Source organism: Streptococcus mobilis (genome assembly GCF_059727625.1).
On record NZ_AP041823.1, the window covers coordinates 499243 to 515717 of the forward strand.

The 16475-nt window shown below is 44.2% G+C and carries 10 protein-coding genes; 6 read left to right on the top strand and 4 right to left on the bottom strand.

All coding sequences use genetic code 11. The features are described 5' to 3' along the window. The first annotated feature begins 118 nt into the window (after positions 1-118). From AC6IZR_RS02410 to AC6IZR_RS02435, 6 genes are all read left to right on the top strand, one after another. Positions 119-877: a CPBP family intramembrane glutamic endopeptidase gene (locus tag AC6IZR_RS02410; RefSeq protein WP_497848709.1), complete on the top strand. Its 759-nt coding sequence runs from the start codon at positions 119-121 to the stop codon at positions 875-877. Between the two features lie 147 nt (positions 878-1024). Continuing rightward, on the top strand, positions 1025-3256 hold the full coding sequence (locus AC6IZR_RS02415) for a glycoside hydrolase family 31 protein (protein WP_497848710.1): 2232 nt from the start codon (positions 1025-1027) through the stop codon (positions 3254-3256). A 68-nt stretch (positions 3257-3324) separates the two neighbouring features. Further along, complete coding sequence (locus AC6IZR_RS02420; RefSeq protein WP_497848711.1) at positions 3325-4932, top strand: alpha-glucosidase; 1608 nt, start codon at positions 3325-3327, stop codon at positions 4930-4932. A gap of 317 nt (positions 4933-5249) precedes the next feature. Continuing rightward, positions 5250-7499, top strand: coding sequence for a 5-methyltetrahydropteroyltriglutamate--homocysteine S-methyltransferase (gene metE / locus AC6IZR_RS02425; protein WP_497848712.1), 2250 nt, complete (start codon positions 5250-5252; stop codon positions 7497-7499). Positions 7500-7612: 113 nt separating this feature from the next. Continuing rightward, positions 7613-8488: a methylenetetrahydrofolate reductase [NAD(P)H] gene (gene metF / locus AC6IZR_RS02430; RefSeq protein WP_003005168.1), complete on the top strand. Its 876-nt coding sequence runs from the start codon at positions 7613-7615 to the stop codon at positions 8486-8488. A 132-nt stretch (positions 8489-8620) separates the two neighbouring features. Then, positions 8621-11557, top strand: a complete 2937-nt coding sequence (locus AC6IZR_RS02435) for an ATP-binding protein (RefSeq protein WP_480992688.1) — start codon at positions 8621-8623, stop codon at positions 11555-11557. A 140-nt stretch (positions 11558-11697) separates the two neighbouring features. On the opposite strand, the gene hutG is transcribed toward AC6IZR_RS02435, so the two are convergent. The 4 genes from hutG to AC6IZR_RS02455 form a co-directional block, all read right to left on the bottom strand. Beyond that, positions 11698-12690 carry a formimidoylglutamase gene (gene hutG / locus AC6IZR_RS02440; protein WP_480992689.1) on the bottom strand — a complete coding sequence of 331 codons (993 nt, stop codon included), beginning with the start codon at positions 12688-12690 and terminating at the stop codon, positions 11698-11700. A gap of 82 nt (positions 12691-12772) precedes the next feature. Continuing rightward, positions 12773-14314 carry a histidine ammonia-lyase gene (gene hutH, locus AC6IZR_RS02445; protein ID WP_070595442.1) on the bottom strand — a complete coding sequence of 514 codons (1542 nt, stop codon included), beginning with the start codon at positions 14312-14314 and terminating at the stop codon, positions 12773-12775. A 215-nt stretch (positions 14315-14529) separates the two neighbouring features. Beyond that, on the bottom strand, positions 14530-15873 hold the full coding sequence (locus AC6IZR_RS02450; RefSeq protein WP_049483793.1) for an APC family permease: 1344 nt from the start codon (positions 15871-15873) through the stop codon (positions 14530-14532). 21 nt (positions 15874-15894) lie between these two features. After that, positions 15895-16473 (bottom strand): HutD/Ves family protein, encoded by a 579-nt coding sequence (locus AC6IZR_RS02455; RefSeq protein ID WP_070586926.1) that lies wholly within the window; start codon positions 16471-16473, stop codon positions 15895-15897. Positions 16474-16475 lie beyond the last annotated feature (2 nt).

The following is a 16475-nucleotide window of genomic DNA, read 5'->3' on the forward strand; positions in this document are numbered from 1 at the left end:
GTAATGGAAACGGCCCAAAGGTCGTTTTTTTCTTCTCTAGGTTAACTCTTCTTTAAGCATTGATTGCTAAAGTAAGAGAAACAAAAATACTTCCATTGTGGGAATAGAAGGATGAAAGATGACATTTTTTAACAGAATACGACCCAAACAGCCCTTAAAAGAGCTCAAATGGTTTGATATTGGCATTGTGACGGTCATTCTCTTTGGGCAATTCATTATCCGCTCGACCCAGCTGTTTTTAGCCAGTTTTCAGCCAGTCGCGCAGACTGCAGTAGCCACAAGCAGTAGCAATACCGCAAGTGAAGGAGCTGCTTATTCGAGCAACATGACCTTGCAATTGATCTTGCTGACTCTAGCCCTTCTTTACTTGCTGCTCCGTCGCTTTGATTTTAAACAATTGCCGATCCGCTTCAAGTGGTCCACCTTGATCTGGGTGCCCCTGCTCTTTGCAGCGATGGGACTTTTTGGGGATGTGATCTCAACGGTCTCAGGTGAATACAATTACCTAAGTCCGAGTCTTTGGCCCTTTATCGACCCTATGCAGATCCTCCATAAGTTCATGGCTTTGAGTCCCATGGCGATTGCTTATGGCTTACTCAATGGATTTTATGAAGAATTTTTCTTTTTGGGCTTAATGACTTCGGTAAGTGAGAAGAACAAATGGAAGGCGCTGGCCTTTTCAACTCTGATCCGTTTTTCTTTCCACACCTATCAGGGGCTTCTCTGGGCCCTTGTGATTGGCGTCATTTATGGACTCTTTTATTACTTCATGTACAAGAAGGTCGTCAAGAATCTCTTGCCATTTTTCCTCATGCATGCCTTGGCAGATATGTTTGGCTCGAGTCTTATGTATCTCTTGATCAATTGGGGAAGTTGATCTTATAAAATTTTAGGAAAGGCTCTGTCAAGTGTTGACAGGCCTTTTTTTGAGTGCTATAGTAAAATCGTAAGCGCTTACCTAGTGAAGCGAAGCAGATGAAAAGAGGGCGAGTCAGATGCCCTATAAAAAGAGGAGGACAGACAAATGGCAGGACCAGTCATAGAGGGAGAAAACTACCGAATCTCCGTATTAACGGAATCTTTGGTGCGCTTGGAATATTCAGAGGATGGTGTTTTTGAAGATGGTCAGACGCAAGTTGTGCAAAATCGTGATTTTGGACCTGTTGCTTATGAGGTCGTAGAGACAGAAGAGGTCCTCGATCTGCATACGGAGCATCTCCACCTTCATTTTGAAAAGGGACCTTTTACACCGGATCGGCTTTTTATCGAGCTCAAGGGTCAGTATGCAGTCTATGGTAGCCGGTGGCACTATGGAGATCAGCCTGAGACCTTGAAAGGGACCAGTCGGACGCTTGACGAGGTCGATGGAGCTATGGAGTTGGAAGATGGGATCTTGAGCAAGGACGGTTATGCTCTTTTGGATGATTCCAGTTCCTACTTGTATGATGTCGAAAGCGGATATAGAGCACGGTCCTATCCAGAAGTGGATTTGTATTTCTTCGGTTATGGGCGCGATTATCTAGGTGCCTTGAAAGATTTTTACCATCTGACAGGACAGCCACCCCTCTTGCCACGTTATGCTCTGGGAAACTGGTGGAGCCGCTATTGGCCTTATACCAGTCAGGAGTACACAGATTTGATGGATCGTTTCAAAGCAGAAGGGGTGCCTCTAGCAGTCAGTGTGATCGATATGGATTGGCACAAGACGGCGATTCCAGCTCGCTTTGGAAGTGGTTGGACTGGCTATAGTTGGAACCGGGATTTGATTCCTGATCCAGCTGCTTTCTTAAATGGCCTGCATGAGCGTGGTTTAAAGGTGACCTTAAATGTCCATCCGGCAGATGGAATTCGCGCTTTCGAAGATGCTTATCCGAAGGTCGCAAAACGCTTGGGACTGGATGCGGAAAAAGAAGAAGCGGCTAGCTTTGACTTTTATAGTCCGGCCTTTCGCGAAGCTTATTTTGAAGATGTCCACCATCCTTTGGAAGATCAAGGAGTGGACTTTTGGTGGATTGATTGGCAGCAAGGTAGTCATGGCAAGATGGATCCCCTTTGGTTGTTAAATCACTATCATTATCTAGACAATTGCCGAAAAGGCCAAGCTGGTCTCATCTTATCGCGTTATGGGGGTCCTGGAAGCCACCGGTATCCGATCGGTTTTTCAGGGGATACCATTGTGACTTGGGAATCCCTAGCCTTTCAACCCTATTTTACTAGCACAGCTTCCAATATCGGTTATACGTGGTGGAGTCACGATATTGGTGGCCATATGCGGGGTTACTATGATGAAGACTTGGCTCTTCGCTGGTTGCAATTTGGGGTCTTTAGCCCGATCAATCGTCTCCATAGTTCTTGTAATGCCTTTAACAGCAAGGAACCGTGGTTTTACTCGCCTGAGACCTGTCGCTGGATGAAGCAGTATTTGCGCCTGCGTCACAGCTTACTGCCTTATCTTTACACCATGAATGTGGCGACGCACGAAGAAGGGCTACCCTTGGTTCAACCCCTCTATTACCACTACCCAAATGAAGAAGAGGCTTATGAAGCGAAGAATCAATATTTCTTTGGCAGTGAACTCATGGTGGTGCCAATTACCGAAGCGCTGGATCCGGTCTTTCATAGTGCTTCTGTGAGCGTTTGGTTCCCAGACGGCGTTTGGTATGATTTCTTCCATGATTGGAAGTATGAAGGAAGAGGCAAGCTCACGGTCTTTAGGACCAGCCAGGATATTCCAGTCTTTGCACGTGCGGGAGCTATCATCCCTATGGATGCACAAGCACAGACAGGAGTGGACCTTCCAGAAATGCTGGACTGGCATCTCTTCCCAGGTGACAATCGTTCCTTCGTACTCGTCGAAGGAGAAGGAGCTAGCAAGGTTGAAACCCGCCTAACAGTCGATTGGGATGAAAGAAAGATTAGGCTGGATTTAACAGGTGATCTAGCCTTGCTTCCTGAAAAGAGACAGCACCGTTTCTTGCTCCATTCCTTTGAGACGGACCCTATCATAGTGGACAATCAAAGTCAGGAAATTGCGATGGGTGAGCTGCAATCGCGTCCGATTGCCAAAGAAGATCGGATGTTTGAGCTCTTAAAATCTGCCAACCTGGCCTACGATAGGAAAAATGAATTATTTGCGGCTTGTTCAAGAGCCAAGGATTGGAAACAGTTGATGAAGGTCATCACGCCTTTGGAGGAAGGCTTGCGCCAACGTCTCTTTGAAGTGATTTACTCCAGTGAAGAGAATGAAGACTTTTAAATTCTTGCAATTTCACCCCTATTTTTGTATGATGAAAGTGATTTCACAATCATAAAGGAGAAGAAAAAATGGAACAAAAATGGTGGCATAATGCCGTAATTTACCAAGTTTATCCAAAAAGTTTCAAGGATAGTAATGGCGATGGCATCGGGGATCTCAAGGGGATCACGAGCAAGCTAGACTATCTGGAAAAGCTTGGGATTACAGCCATCTGGCTCTCACCAGTCTACAAGAGTCCCATGGATGATAACGGCTATGACATCTCGGATTACGAGGATATTGCCTCCATCTTTGGTACCATGGAAGATATGGAAGAATTGATCGCAGAAGGTCATAAACGCAAGATCAAAATCATTATGGACTTGGTGGTCAACCATACCTCTGATGAGCATGCTTGGTTTATTGAGGCACGTGAAAACCCAGACAGTCCAAAGCGGGATTTCTATATTTGGCGCGATGAGCCCAATGGCATTATTTCTGCTTTTAGTGGCTCTGCTTGGGAGTTCGATGAAGCTTCAGGCCAATACTACCTGCATAACTTTAGTAAGAAGCAACCAGACCTTAACTGGGAAAATGAGGAGCTCCGTCATCAGATCTATGACATGATGAATTTCTGGATTGACAAGGGAATTGGTGGCTTCCGTATGGATGTGATCGATATGATCGGTAAGATTCCAGATCAGGAAATCATCAGCAATGGTCCCATGCTCCATCCTTACTTGAAGGAAATGAATCAAGCAACCTTTGGTGATAAGGATCTGCTTACAGTGGGGGAAACTTGGGGGGCGACTCCAGAGATTGCCAAGCAATACTCCAACCCAAAAAATCAAGAATTGTCCATGGTCTTCCAATTTGAACACATTGGCCTTCAATACCAACCAGGTCAACCAAAATGGCACTACGCGAAGGAATTGGATGTGCCTAAATTGAAGGAAATTTTCACCAAGTGGCAGACGGAATTAGGAGAAGAGGAAGGCTGGAATTCCCTCTTTTGGAACAACCACGATTTGCCACGGATTGTATCAACTTGGGGAGATGATGGCGACTATCGTGTCAAATCTGCCAAGGCTTTAGCGATTTTGCTTCACTTGATGAAGGGAACTCCTTATATCTATCAAGGGGAAGAAATCGGGATGACCAACTATCCATTTAAGAGCCTTGAGGACGTAGAAGATATTGAGTCGATCAACTATGCTCATGAAGCCTTAGAAAAAGGGGTTCCGCTTGAAGTGATCATGGATCAAATCCGCCATATTGGTCGGGACAATGCACGGACACCGATGCAGTGGAATGGTGAAGCAGAAGCTGGCTTTACGACAGGTCGTCCATGGCTTGCGGTCAACCCAAACTACAAAGAGATCAATGTGGAGGCTGCCCTAGCAGATCCAGACTCTATTTTCTATACCTACCAAGCCCTCATTGCTTTGAGAAAAGAGCACCCTTGGCTTGTGACAGCTGATTATGAATTGGTGGACGCAGCAGACAAGGTTTTTGCCTACAAGCGGGTAGAAGGAGAGCACGCCTATTTGGTGGTTGTCAATCTCTCCAGTCAAGAGCAAGACTTACCGCTCGTCAATGGGGTTGAAGAGGTTCTCATTGCCAATACCAAAGTAGAACAAGTCCTCGAATCAGGCAGGTTGGCCCCTTGGGATGCCTTCTGTATTAAATTAGCCTAATGAAGCAAATGAAAAAATAGGGGAAATTACTTCCTCGTAGAAGCAGGTCTTTCTCGATAGAGAAGGCCTGCTTTATTTTTAGGGGCTGTTTTTCTAGCAGAATCCGCTCAAAATCCGCTCAAAAATGCTTCGGGGGACGCTTGGGCTATAGGAAATATTTATAAGAAGTCCTAGTTTTTGATTTTGATTTCTGCTCTCAAGGCCCATTAAATCTGTGTTATAGTTTTTGGCTATATCAAAATTCGTGTAAAAGCAATTATACAAGACGGCTATCTTCTGATATGATAGTGTCAATTAGAATTTTTGGAGGACACAACATGTCAACTACAATTATCGGTTTCCCACGTTTGGGTGAATTCCGTGAATTAAAATTTACAACTGAAAAATACTTTAGAAAAGAAATCTCAGCAGACGAGCTCTTGGCAGCTGCTAAAGACTTGCGTGCTAAACACTGGAACATTGTTAAAGAACAAGGCATCTCAGAGATTCCTTCAAATGACTTCTCACACTACGACAATTTCCTTGATGCAGCCTTCCTTTTCAACGTTGTGCCTGCATCTGTTCAAAACTTGGATTTGACAGACCTTGAACAATACTTCGCTTTGGCGCGTGGTTACCAAGGTGAAAAAGGGGATGTGCGTGCCCTTCCAATGAAAAAATGGTTCAACACCAACTACCATTACATCGTTCCTAAATTTGAAAAAACAACAGAAGTGAAATTGGCTGGTCACAAGATTTTTGATGAGTACCAAGAAGCCAAAGAATTGGGGATCAATACTCGTCCGGTAGTGGTTGGACCATTCACTTTCCTTCAATTATCTGACTTTGAAGATGGTGTGAAAGCTGAAGACTTCGTAGACAGCCTGGTTGCTGCTTACCAAGAAGTCTTTGCCAAATTGGCTGAGCTTGGTGCGACTCGTATCCAACTCGATGAGCCAGCTCTTGTTAAAGATTTGACAGCTGAAGAAAAAGCTCTCTTCTTGAACCTCTACAACAAACTCTTGGCTGACAAGAAAGGCCTTGAAGTCTTGATCCAAACTTACTTTGGTGATGTTCGTGATGTCTACAATGACCTTGTAAACTTACCAGTAGATGGTATCGGTCTTGACTTTGTTGAAGGCAAGAAAACACTTGAACTCGTTAAAGGTGGCTTCCCAGCTGATAAGACCCTTTATGCTGGTATTGTGAATGGGAAAAACATCTGGCGCAACAACTATGAAAAGAGCTTGGAAATCTTGGATCAAGTTCCAGCTGAAAAGGTTGTCTTGACGACTTCTTGCTCCCTTCTTCATGTGCCATTTACAACTGCTAATGAAGATTTTGAACCAGCTATTTTGAACCATTTCGCCTTTGCAGTTGAAAAATTGGGTGAATTGCGTGACTTGGATGCCATCCGTAACGGTCAAGGTGCAGAAGCTCTTGCTGCCAACAAAGAACTCTTTGCAACTGAACGTGTCGGAGCAAATGCTGAACTTCATGCTCGTATCGCAGCTTTGACAGAAGCAGACTACACTCGTTTGCCAGCTTTCGCAGAACGGGAAGAAATCCAAAAAGAAGCCTTCAAGCTTCCAGCGCTTCCAACAACTACCATCGGTTCATTCCCTCAAACCAAGGAAGTTCGTGCTAAACGTTTGGCCTTCCGTAAGGGTGAATTGACACAAGAAGAATACGATGCTTTCCTTGCTAAAACGATCGACGAATGGATCAAATGGCAAGAAGAAGTTGGATTTGACGTGCTTGTACACGGTGAATTCGAGCGGAACGACATGGTTGAGTACTTCGGTCAAAACTTGTCTGGTTACCTCTTCTCTAAAAACGGTTGGGTACAATCATACGGTATGCGTGGGGTTAAACCACCAATCATCTGGGGTGATGTGACTCGTCTTAACCCAATCACTGTGAAATGGTCTAGCTACGCACAAAGCCGTACAGACAAACCGGTTAAAGGGATGTTGACTGGACCTGTTACCATCCTTAACTGGTCATTCCCACGCGAAGATATCTCTATCAAGGATTCTACTCTTCAAATCGCTCTTGCTATCAAGGATGAAGTTCTTGACCTTGAAGCTGCAGGCGTGAAAATCATCCAAATCGACGAAGCTGCTCTTCGTGAAAAATTGCCACTTCGTCGTAGCGACTGGTACGAAGACTATCTTGATTGGGCGATTCCAGCCTTCCGTTTGGTACACTCAACAGTAGCGCCAGACACACAAATCCACACTCACATGTGTTACTCAGAATTTACAGATATCATCCCAGCTATCGACAACTTGGATGCAGACGTTATCTCATTTGAGGCAAGCCGTTCAAACCTTGAAATCTTGGATGAGTTGAAAGCGAAAAACTTCCAAACAGAAGTTGGACCTGGGGTTTACGATATCCACTCACCACGTGTCCCACAAGACGGTGAAATTGATCACACCATCGAAGCAATCTTGGCTAAAGTACCAAGTGGCAAAGTTTGGATCAACCCTGACTGTGGTTTGAAGACTCGCGGAATTAAAGAAACAAAAGAAAGCTTGATCAAACTGGTTAATGCCGCTAAAGAAGCGCGTGAACACTTGTAAGAAATGTTTCGAGGACCTTCTATCATTGTGTAGAGGGTTTTCGAATCGTTCCCTTATCCTAGAAATAGTGGCTCAGAGTTCTTGATCAAAGAAACAAAAGAAAAGGATAGAATATGTCACAACACACACCGTCTCTGTCATTTGAAGTTTTTCCTCCAAATCCTGAAGTAGGCAATGCCAAACTCTTACGTGCCTTGGCAAATATGCAGGAGCTAGCTCCTCACTTTATTAGTGTGACCGCTAGCAATAATAAATACAATATCAAAGAGACGACGGTTGCTTTAGCCAATTACATTCAAAATGAATTGTCTATTCCGACGATTGCTCACTTGCCAGCCGTCTATTTGAGCAAGGAAAAAGTGGCCGATACTCTTCATGAGTTAGATGAAGTAGGGGTTCATCGGATTTTGGCTCTTCGTGGGGATATTATCCCTGGTGTGGAACCTTTAAAAGACTTTCGTTATGCAACGGATCTGATTGAATTTATCAAAACAGAAGCTCCCCATTTTGAGGTAATTGGTGCTTGCTATCCTGAGGGACACCCAGATTCTCCAAACCAAATTTCAGATATTCAAAATCTTAAAAAGAAGGTAGATGCAGGGTGCTCTAGCTTGGTCACTCAACTTTTCTTTGACAATGAGCGTTTCTATGATTTTCAGGATAAGTGTACCTTGGCTGGGATCAATGTTCCTATTCATGCAGGAGTGATGCCGATTCTCAATCGCAATCAGGCCCTTCGTCTCCTTAAGACTTGTGAAAATGTTCATATCCCACGGAAGTTTAAAGCCATTCTGGATAAGTACGAGCATGATCCAGAATCCCTTCGCGCAGCTGGTTTGGCTTATGCAGTCGATCAAATCGTTGATTTGGTCACTCAAGATGTGGCAGGTGTCCACCTTTACACCATGAACAATGAAGATGTCGCTTACCACGTCTACCAAGCAACAAAGGCGTTATTTGATCATCAACCGAATTTTGAAGTGAATTAATCAACACTTTTAGTAGGAAGTGTAGAGATTGAGAAAGAATCGTTCTCAATCTCTTTTTATTTGGATAAATCACTTGCTAAAAGCCAACTTTTTTTTTATAGTATAACTAAGACGATTTTGGAGGCGCTTGCAATGAAGAAAGATCTCACGTTAAAGTTATTTGGACCCCCTAAGGTTGTTTTCAATCAGAAAGATATTCGGTTTTCTTTTTCGAAGATGGAGGCCTTGCTTTATTATTTAGCGGTCATGGGCCAAGTCAACCGTGATGAAATAGCCGGTATCCTTTGGGGAGATAAGGAAAACCAAGTAGCTCGCAAAAACTTACGGAATACGGTTTACCAAGCCAATAAAATCTTTGAAGGAGATATCATTGTCTCACCAAGCCGAAGTAGTTTGGCTCTTAATCCTGAGTTGAGTCTTTCTTTGGATGTTCAGCTCTTTGAAAGAGATCCACTAAGTTCCTTGGATCTTTATCGGGGAGACTTTCTAGAGGGCTTCTATGTCAAGGATGATGAAGACTTTGACCAGTGGGCTTCTCGCAAACGAGATGCTTATAGGAAGCTCTATGTCGAAAGTTGCTATCAAAAAATTGAGCAGGTCGGTTTTGCAGATCCTAGTATAGAACTCTTGCTCCATCATTTGGTAGAGCTGGATGAATTTGAAGAGAAAAACTACCAGCTCTTGATGGAGTATTATAGCTTCCATCATCAGCTAGGCAAATTTTTCGAGACCTATTATAAGCTAGTCGATTTATTGGATCGCGAGCTCAGTGTGCGTCCCAGTCGAGCGATTGAGGAACTTTATCACTCCGTTTTGGAAGCCAAACGAACTCATAAACTGACCAATCGCTTGAATATCCGTGAACTTTCCTTTTTTGGCCGCAAACAAGAACTCTCGCAACTCGAGGAATACCTTTCCTTAGTCGAGACAGGTGAAGCGGTAGGTCCTTTTCTCGTGATGGGGCAATCTGGAACAGGTAAGAAACGTCTCTTGCGACAGTTGGTCTTGATGTCCAATCGCAGTTTTAATTTTATCAAGGTGGAAGGAAGAGCTACTAGTCAGCGCTATGAAGGAAGCGCCTGGAATGATCTCAGACAAGCGCTAGAGAAACTGGGGGATGAGATGGGAATTTCCCTTCTGGAAGAGGAGGATGATCTCATTTCGGTATGGAATCAGCTTCAGAGCCTTAGCAAAGAAAAACCGCTCCTGATCCTGCTTGAAAACGCCCAGTGGTTCGATGCAGTGTCTCTAGAAAAAGTGAAACAACTAGAGGAGAGAAGAAACCAGGAAAAATGGCAACTAATTTTTACAGCTGAAGATCCTCTGCCAGCTTTCTTCGTCAACTTCTTGGGGGGCTTGAAGGTAGAGAAACGGTTGTCTCAACTAGAGTTGACCAATTTTGATCCAAGTGAAAGTCGTGCTCTCTTGAAAGGGGAACTGGGAGAGATAGAGCCGGCAGTGATGGAGCAGATGGTCGAATGGAGTGAAGGCAGTCCGTTCTTACTGTCCAGCTATATCGAAGAGTGGAAAGAAAATGAAAATTTAGAACCCTTGCCTGATATCATTCAAGCCTATCTTTCTCAGGAACTTGGGGATATGAGCAGTGAAGAAGAAGCTCTTCTACACTACCTATCTTGTTTTCATAAGCCAATTTCTCTGTCTATCTTGGCAGAATTGACGGCTACAGAGCTTCCTGTTTTGACAGAATTAATCGAGCCTTTATCTGAAAGAGCGATCGTCTCAATCGTAGAAGAAGGCGAGGCTCTCTTGGTTCAATTTTGCAAGCAATTGGTAGCCATGTACTTTTACCATCTTCTTTCGCCAGCTAGACGGCGGCTCTTCCACCAACAAATTGCGCAAAAATTGGAAGAAAGCTTAGAAGATTCGACGGACCTTCTTCTTTATAAGGAAATTGCCTACCAATATAAGCGATCGCAAAATCTTTTGCGTTCCTTATCTTTTGAGTTGACCTATTTAGAAGAAATCCTTCAGCTGGAGCATGAGCTGTTTCCGATTTATTCCAAGGTAGATGAGGGGTTCCTATCAGATGGTACAAATAGCCATTTGGACATTTTTGGAGAGCTATCCCGCATTCGCCAAGAATTAGATAACCTCTTTTCAAGGCACCAAAGAGATAGAGAATACAAGCATTTACAACTGCGTTACTTGTACCTAGAAGGTCGCTATTTTATTCGAAGTGGGGAGTATCAAAAGGGGATTCATGATATCCAAAAAGTCATCTCCTATGCGCGGGAACTCAAGCAATCCGACTTCCTCTTAGAGGGTTATCGGCAAATCATTTATTATTGCATTCAAACGGAGAATATCTCTGAGATGGCCTATTATACAGATTTAGCTTTGGAAGATGCCATCCAAGCTAATAATCATGAGGTCATCGCGATCCAGTTGCGTTTGAAAGGCTTGTATCACCTGATGGTTGGGGATGAGGAGCAGGCGACCCGGCATCTGTATCGCTCCATTGATTGCTTTAGTTTGACCAATAGCATGCAGGCCAAGTATGCCATTCAAATTGCGGCTTCTTTGGCCTATCTCGCTGAAATCGAGCAAGTGAGAGGCCATTTCCAAGTAGCCGTCACCCACTTAGAAGAGGTTTTGCGCTTAGTGGGGGATCAAGCTGTTGATTCCGTCCGTGTTGTCTTTGATATTGATCTTGGGATCGCCTATTATTGGAAGGGAGATTTGATCCAAGCTCGCCTCTGTTTTGACAGAGCTCAGAAGATTTTGTCCAGTGTTCGCTTCCCTTGGAAGGAAGAGTTGCTCGAATTTTACCAATCCTTGATTGCTTGTCAGCAAGGGGATCAGGAGAAGGTTGCGGATTATCTGGCTCGAAAAGAAAGGACGATGAAACCATCTGCTAATTCACGGGATAAGGGGATGGTTCATTATCTATTAGCTTTCTTATCTAATCAAAAGGAGAATGGAGAAGAGCTCGATCCTGCCCTGAGGACCTTCTTGAAAGAAGATAAGAATTACTACAAGAAGGTGGCAGAACAACACTTGAATCCTTACAGAGATCGTCAGTTTCTTAAGAAATTAAAAGACCTGTAGTGTCTCTTATCTAAATCATAAGTGAAGGATAAGAGGCCATGCCTCCTTTCAGGCAAAGATCATTGTGCTGAAAATGAAAAAAGCATAGAAATACCCTAGTAATGGGTATTTCTATGCTTTTTGTGTGTGTAGAAATCTTCCTAGTTCAGTTTTTGTTGCGCCAATATTTGGGTCAAGTAAAAGATAAAGGTCGAAGCAAGGTTTGAAGTATGGTTGTCAATGTCATGAGGAGGAGAAACTTCCACGACATCAAATCCGATTAGCTTACCACTAGCAGCAATGTGTTGGAGAAGCAGGAGGGCTAGTTTAGGATCGACACCAAGTGATTGGATGGCGCTAACACCTGGAGCAGAACCGACCGCAAAGCAGTCCATATCGATAGACAGATAGATTGCGGTTTGGTTTTCTAAAAATTGATCGATTCGATCCAGAATGGCTTGGTGGCTCATCTGGAAGAGATCTTGGCCAGTTAAAAAATCAATGCTTGGTGTTTTAGCAACGTAATTAAAGAGGAAGAGGTTATTATTGTGCTCTTGGATCCCCAGGATGAGGTAAGGGAAGTCCTGACCTTTTTCTTTCGCATGATCAGCCATTTGACGAAAACCTGTTCCAGAATTGGGACCGGTTTGGTCGTAAGGTCGCAAATCAAAGTGGGCATCCAGATTGATCACAGCCAGTTGTTCATCTTTTTCCAAACTGGATTGAATCCCTAGATAGTGGCCGTAAGCAGTTCCGTGACCGCCTCCTAGGACAATGGGTTGGATCCCTAATTGGTACATGCGCTGGATCGCTTGTGAGAGACTTTCTTGGAGTTCTTCTAGTGAATGGTTAGGCCCGTCAATATTTCCCACATCATACACTGTCACATTGGTTCCCCAGTGCCATGGAAGTTTAGCGATTTGAGAACGGATGGCTGTAGGGCCCTCGACTGCTCCTACACGCCCATTATTGATATAGACTCCTTTGTCGCTCTTAAAGCCGATGATCCCAAAGGTCATCCCCTCAAATGGAGTGAGGGTCTCGTCGTTTAGGTCTAAAAATTTGGTGACCATTCCCCATTTGGCCGTGTAGGGATTGTCCTCGATGCTACCTTGGTAGTAGCTGTAGGTCATTGGATAGTAGTTTGTGAGCAAGCTTGTCGCCTCCCTTATTTTTCTGAAAGCAGGCAGAGGCTGAGAAGATCGCCAGCCTCTGTTTTGCTTTATTCTTACTGTATCAGTATTGAATGCTTAAGTCAACTGCTTTTTCGATGGTTGCTAAGAATTCTTCGCTTTCGACAACAGCAGATGCTTTATTAAGTTCTTCAAAGATTTCGATATCTTTGTCAAATTCAATGAAGTTCAGTTTTTGACGAATCAGCTCATAAGCTGGTTTTGTCCCTTTACCAAGTTCATGATTTTCTGGCTTGAGATCCAAGGCTTGGCAAGCTGCCATGATTTCAGTAGCAACGATGCGACGTGAGTTTTTAAGAATTTCTGCTGCTTTACGAGCGGCAGTCGTTCCCATGCTGACGAAATCTTCTTGGTTTTCACAAGATGGAATAGAATCGACACTAGCAGGGTGAGCCAAAATTTTATTTTCCGATGCAAGGGATGCACAAGCATACTGGGTAATCATGAAGCCTGAGTTGAGTCCAGGGTGTTTGACTAAGAAGGATGGTAATTTACTGAGTTGGCTGTTGACCAAGCGTTCCACCCGACGTTCAGATACGTTCCCAATTTCAGAAAGGGCAATGCCTAGGAAGTCAAATGGTTGCGCCATCGGTTCACCGTGGAAGTTACCTCCTGAGATGACGTGGCCTTCTTTGGTGATGATTGGGTTATCTGTTACAGAGTTGATTTCGATTTCAACTTTTTCTTTTACGTAAGCAATAGAATCCTTGCTGGCTCCATGAATTTGAGGGATACAGCGGAGTGTATAAGGATCTTGGACCCGTTGTTGAGTCGCAACGGTTGTGTTCTTGCTTCCTTCCAGGAGGTTACGGATATTGCGAGCAGTTGCCAGTTGTCCACTTTGAGGACGGATGGTATGAAGATCTTCTTCGAATGGACTGGTAATTCCATTGTGGACTTCCATTGAGAGAGCACCGGCAATGTCAGATAGTTTGAGCAATTGGATACCATCATATGTCGCAAGAGCACCGATACCGGTTAGAACAGTTGTACCGTTGATCAAGGCAAGCCCTTCTTTGGCAGCCAATTGGATCTTTTCAATTCCAGCACGATCTAGGGCTTCTTGACCACTGAGAAGTTCTCCTTTGTAATAGGCACGTCCAAGACCCAACATTGGTAAAACCATATGAGAAAGAGGAGCAAGGTCTCCAGAAGCTCCGAGAGAGCCTTTTTCAGGGATATAAGGAGTGACTCCTTTGTTGAGCAATTCTAACAGTTTTTCAACGGTTGACAGACGAATGCCAGAATAACCTTTCAATAGTGAGTTAATACGGATCAGCATGATGGCACGAACGGCATCTTCAGGAAGTGGATCACCGAAGCCAGATGAGTGAGTTCGAATCAGGTTTTCTTGCAGTTGAACAGTATCTTCTGGAGAGATGCTGACATTACAGAGGGAACCAAAGCCAGTGGTTACACCATAGACGACTCGTTTTTCCCGGACAATGTCATCAACGATTTTACGGGATGCGATAACGGCTTCTTTGGCTTGTTCATCAAGCTCACATTGGGCACCGTGCCGAGCTACAGCGATGACTTCTTCGAGTGTTAAGCTATTACCATCTAAATGAATCAATTGAGTCATATAAAACCTCCGATTATGAATAGTTGTTCTGTGGAAGTAGTGTTGTTTACTTCGGTTTGAATACCAAACATGGGCCCATTGTCTATTGATCTAAAAAATTGAAAAGAGTCATAGAGAAAAGGGCTCAGGTTTGACATTCGTGGAGTCCTAGATGGGTTAGGGAGCAAAACTGAGCTTCGCTCCCGTCTCTGTTCCCATCCAGTGTGTAAAGAAAATTAGTGAGGAAGGGCTTTAGATTTATGTAGTTTATCACCGTGGAAAACAAAGTAGAGTCCACTTGCGATCACTAGACCGATGGCACCCCAAACAAAGTTCATCATGTTGTCCCCTGCAATCATCAAGATACTGATGACAACAGCTAGAACTGGGATAACAGGACCAAATGGAACTCGGAAGGTAACCTTTTTGTCTGGGTACATTTTTCTGAGTTTGATGGCTGCCAAAGCAGTTGGAATGTATTGGAAGAAACGGAAGACAACACTGAAGGTTGCTAATGATTCGAAAGAGCCAGATAACAAGAGTAAGAAAGCGAAGATACCAGAGATGATAATGGCAATGACAGGGGCATTCTTAGAGTTTGTTTTTCCAAGCCCTTCTGGCAAGAGTTTTTCAGTTGCTAATGCGGCACCAAAACGAGGGACCATGATGGATTCACCGATGTTTAGACCGGCGATTGAAATGAGGGCTCCGTAAGAAACAAGGGGAGCTCCGATAGGGCCAATCATTTCGACAAATGCGTCTTGTACTGGTGCACCAGTTTGCATAATGCGACCACCAAGCATGGCGATTGTTCCTGCGATGATCAACATGTAGAGAACAGATACAATACTGATAGAACCTAGAATGGCGCGGGGAACGTTCTTTTCAGGGTTGCGCATTTCCCCTGCAACGATAGACATGGTTTCAAATCCGATGAAACCGTAGAAGATGTAGACGGCTGTACTAGAAATAGAACTGAAGAGGCTTGTTCCACTTTCCAATTGAAGGAAAGGTGTGAAGTTGCCCTTGCTCACGCCACCAGAAATGAAGAAGATGGCAAAGAGTGAGAAGAGGACGATTGGAATTAATTTTGCAACAGTAGCTGTCAGAGTAAACATCTTAGAGGTTTTCAGACCAGCAATGTTCATCAGACTCAAGAGAATCAGCATACCGATACTGATCGGAAGGTTGTAGCCTTCAAATGCTGGGAAGGTGATGATGAAGATCTTAGCAAAGCCGGCTAACATGGCAGCCCAAGCGATAACAGTAACGGCCCAACCGAGAATCCCAACGTTAAAGCCAACGAAGTCTCCGAAAGCGGCTTTTGAGTATTGCATGGCTCCACCGTTTTTGTCGAAGTAGCCAGCTGTTTCAGCCAGACAGGCTGATAGTAGCATGACGAGAATGGCAACCCCGAACATGACAGCTAGAGAAGCTGGTCCGAGGCCAGAATAAATTTTTTGAGGGAGGAGGAAGATACCAGATCCGATTACGGCGTTGATACCGTAAAGAGTGGCACCGCTAAAGCTGAATTTCGCTTTTTCTTGTTCCTCAATCGACTGTTTATGTGCTCCGTTCATAATGTTTCTCCTTTGTGAACATTATTGTAGTCCAGTCCAGATAGCAATCGGTTGCTCCCCAGACTGATGGGGTAAAAACGTGATTGTCATCTCTTGAAAAGGAGATGCTTGTTCGATCACCAGGAGCTCGTGAGTTTGGAGAGTTTGAGAATGATTGGTTCCCCATTTGAGTGTTAGTGGACAGAGAGCATAGATCAATTGATAGCGACTCTGACTTTTGACACTCTCTTTTGGGGATATAGCACTCATATGCCCCTGATAAGAAGGTTTGTAAATCAAATTAAAGTCTTGACAAGTCCCTTGGCTAGATACAGGATCTCCCCCATCAAAGAAGTAGCTTTGAAAGGGGTTCAAAACCACTTCTTTATGGTGATGGGTGAGCCTAATGGAGGCATTCAAGGGCATCAAGATTCGGTGGTAGCCCGTGAGATCGGTAAAGTTACTTTTTTCAACCTCTACCGTTGCAGTAGAGAGGCGGAAGTCAAAGGTCCGATCTGGATAGCTTCCTCCCTCTGGGGAGAGAAAGAGTTGGGTGGTTTGGCCACCGGACCAGGTAGAAATTTGATAATCTGCGGGGGTAAGATGAAGGAGAGTCACCATAG

What these genes read in the sequence shown, in the direction of transcription:
- AC6IZR_RS02410 (WP_497848709.1), top strand. Translation starts at nt 119, where the DNA reads ATGACATTTTTTAACAGAATACGACCCAAACAGCCCTTAAAAGAGCTC.
- AC6IZR_RS02415 (WP_497848710.1), top strand. Translation starts at nt 1,025, where the DNA reads ATGGCAGGACCAGTCATAGAGGGAGAAAACTACCGAATCTCCGTATTA.
- AC6IZR_RS02420 (WP_497848711.1), top strand. Translation starts at nt 3,325, where the DNA reads ATGGAACAAAAATGGTGGCATAATGCCGTAATTTACCAAGTTTATCCA.
- metE (WP_497848712.1), top strand. Translation starts at nt 5,250, where the DNA reads ATGTCAACTACAATTATCGGTTTCCCACGTTTGGGTGAATTCCGTGAA.
- metF (WP_003005168.1), top strand. Translation starts at nt 7,613, where the DNA reads ATGTCACAACACACACCGTCTCTGTCATTTGAAGTTTTTCCTCCAAAT.
- AC6IZR_RS02435 (WP_480992688.1), top strand. Translation starts at nt 8,621, where the DNA reads ATGAAGAAAGATCTCACGTTAAAGTTATTTGGACCCCCTAAGGTTGTT.
- hutH (WP_070595442.1), bottom strand. Translation starts at nt 14,314, where the DNA reads ATGACTCAATTGATTCATTTAGATGGTAATAGCTTAACACTCGAAGAA.
- AC6IZR_RS02450 (WP_049483793.1), bottom strand. Translation starts at nt 15,873, where the DNA reads ATGAACGGAGCACATAAACAGTCGATTGAGGAACAAGAAAAAGCGAAA.
- AC6IZR_RS02455 (WP_070586926.1), bottom strand. Translation starts at nt 16,473, where the DNA reads ATGGTGACTCTCCTTCATCTTACCCCCGCAGATTATCAAATTTCTACC.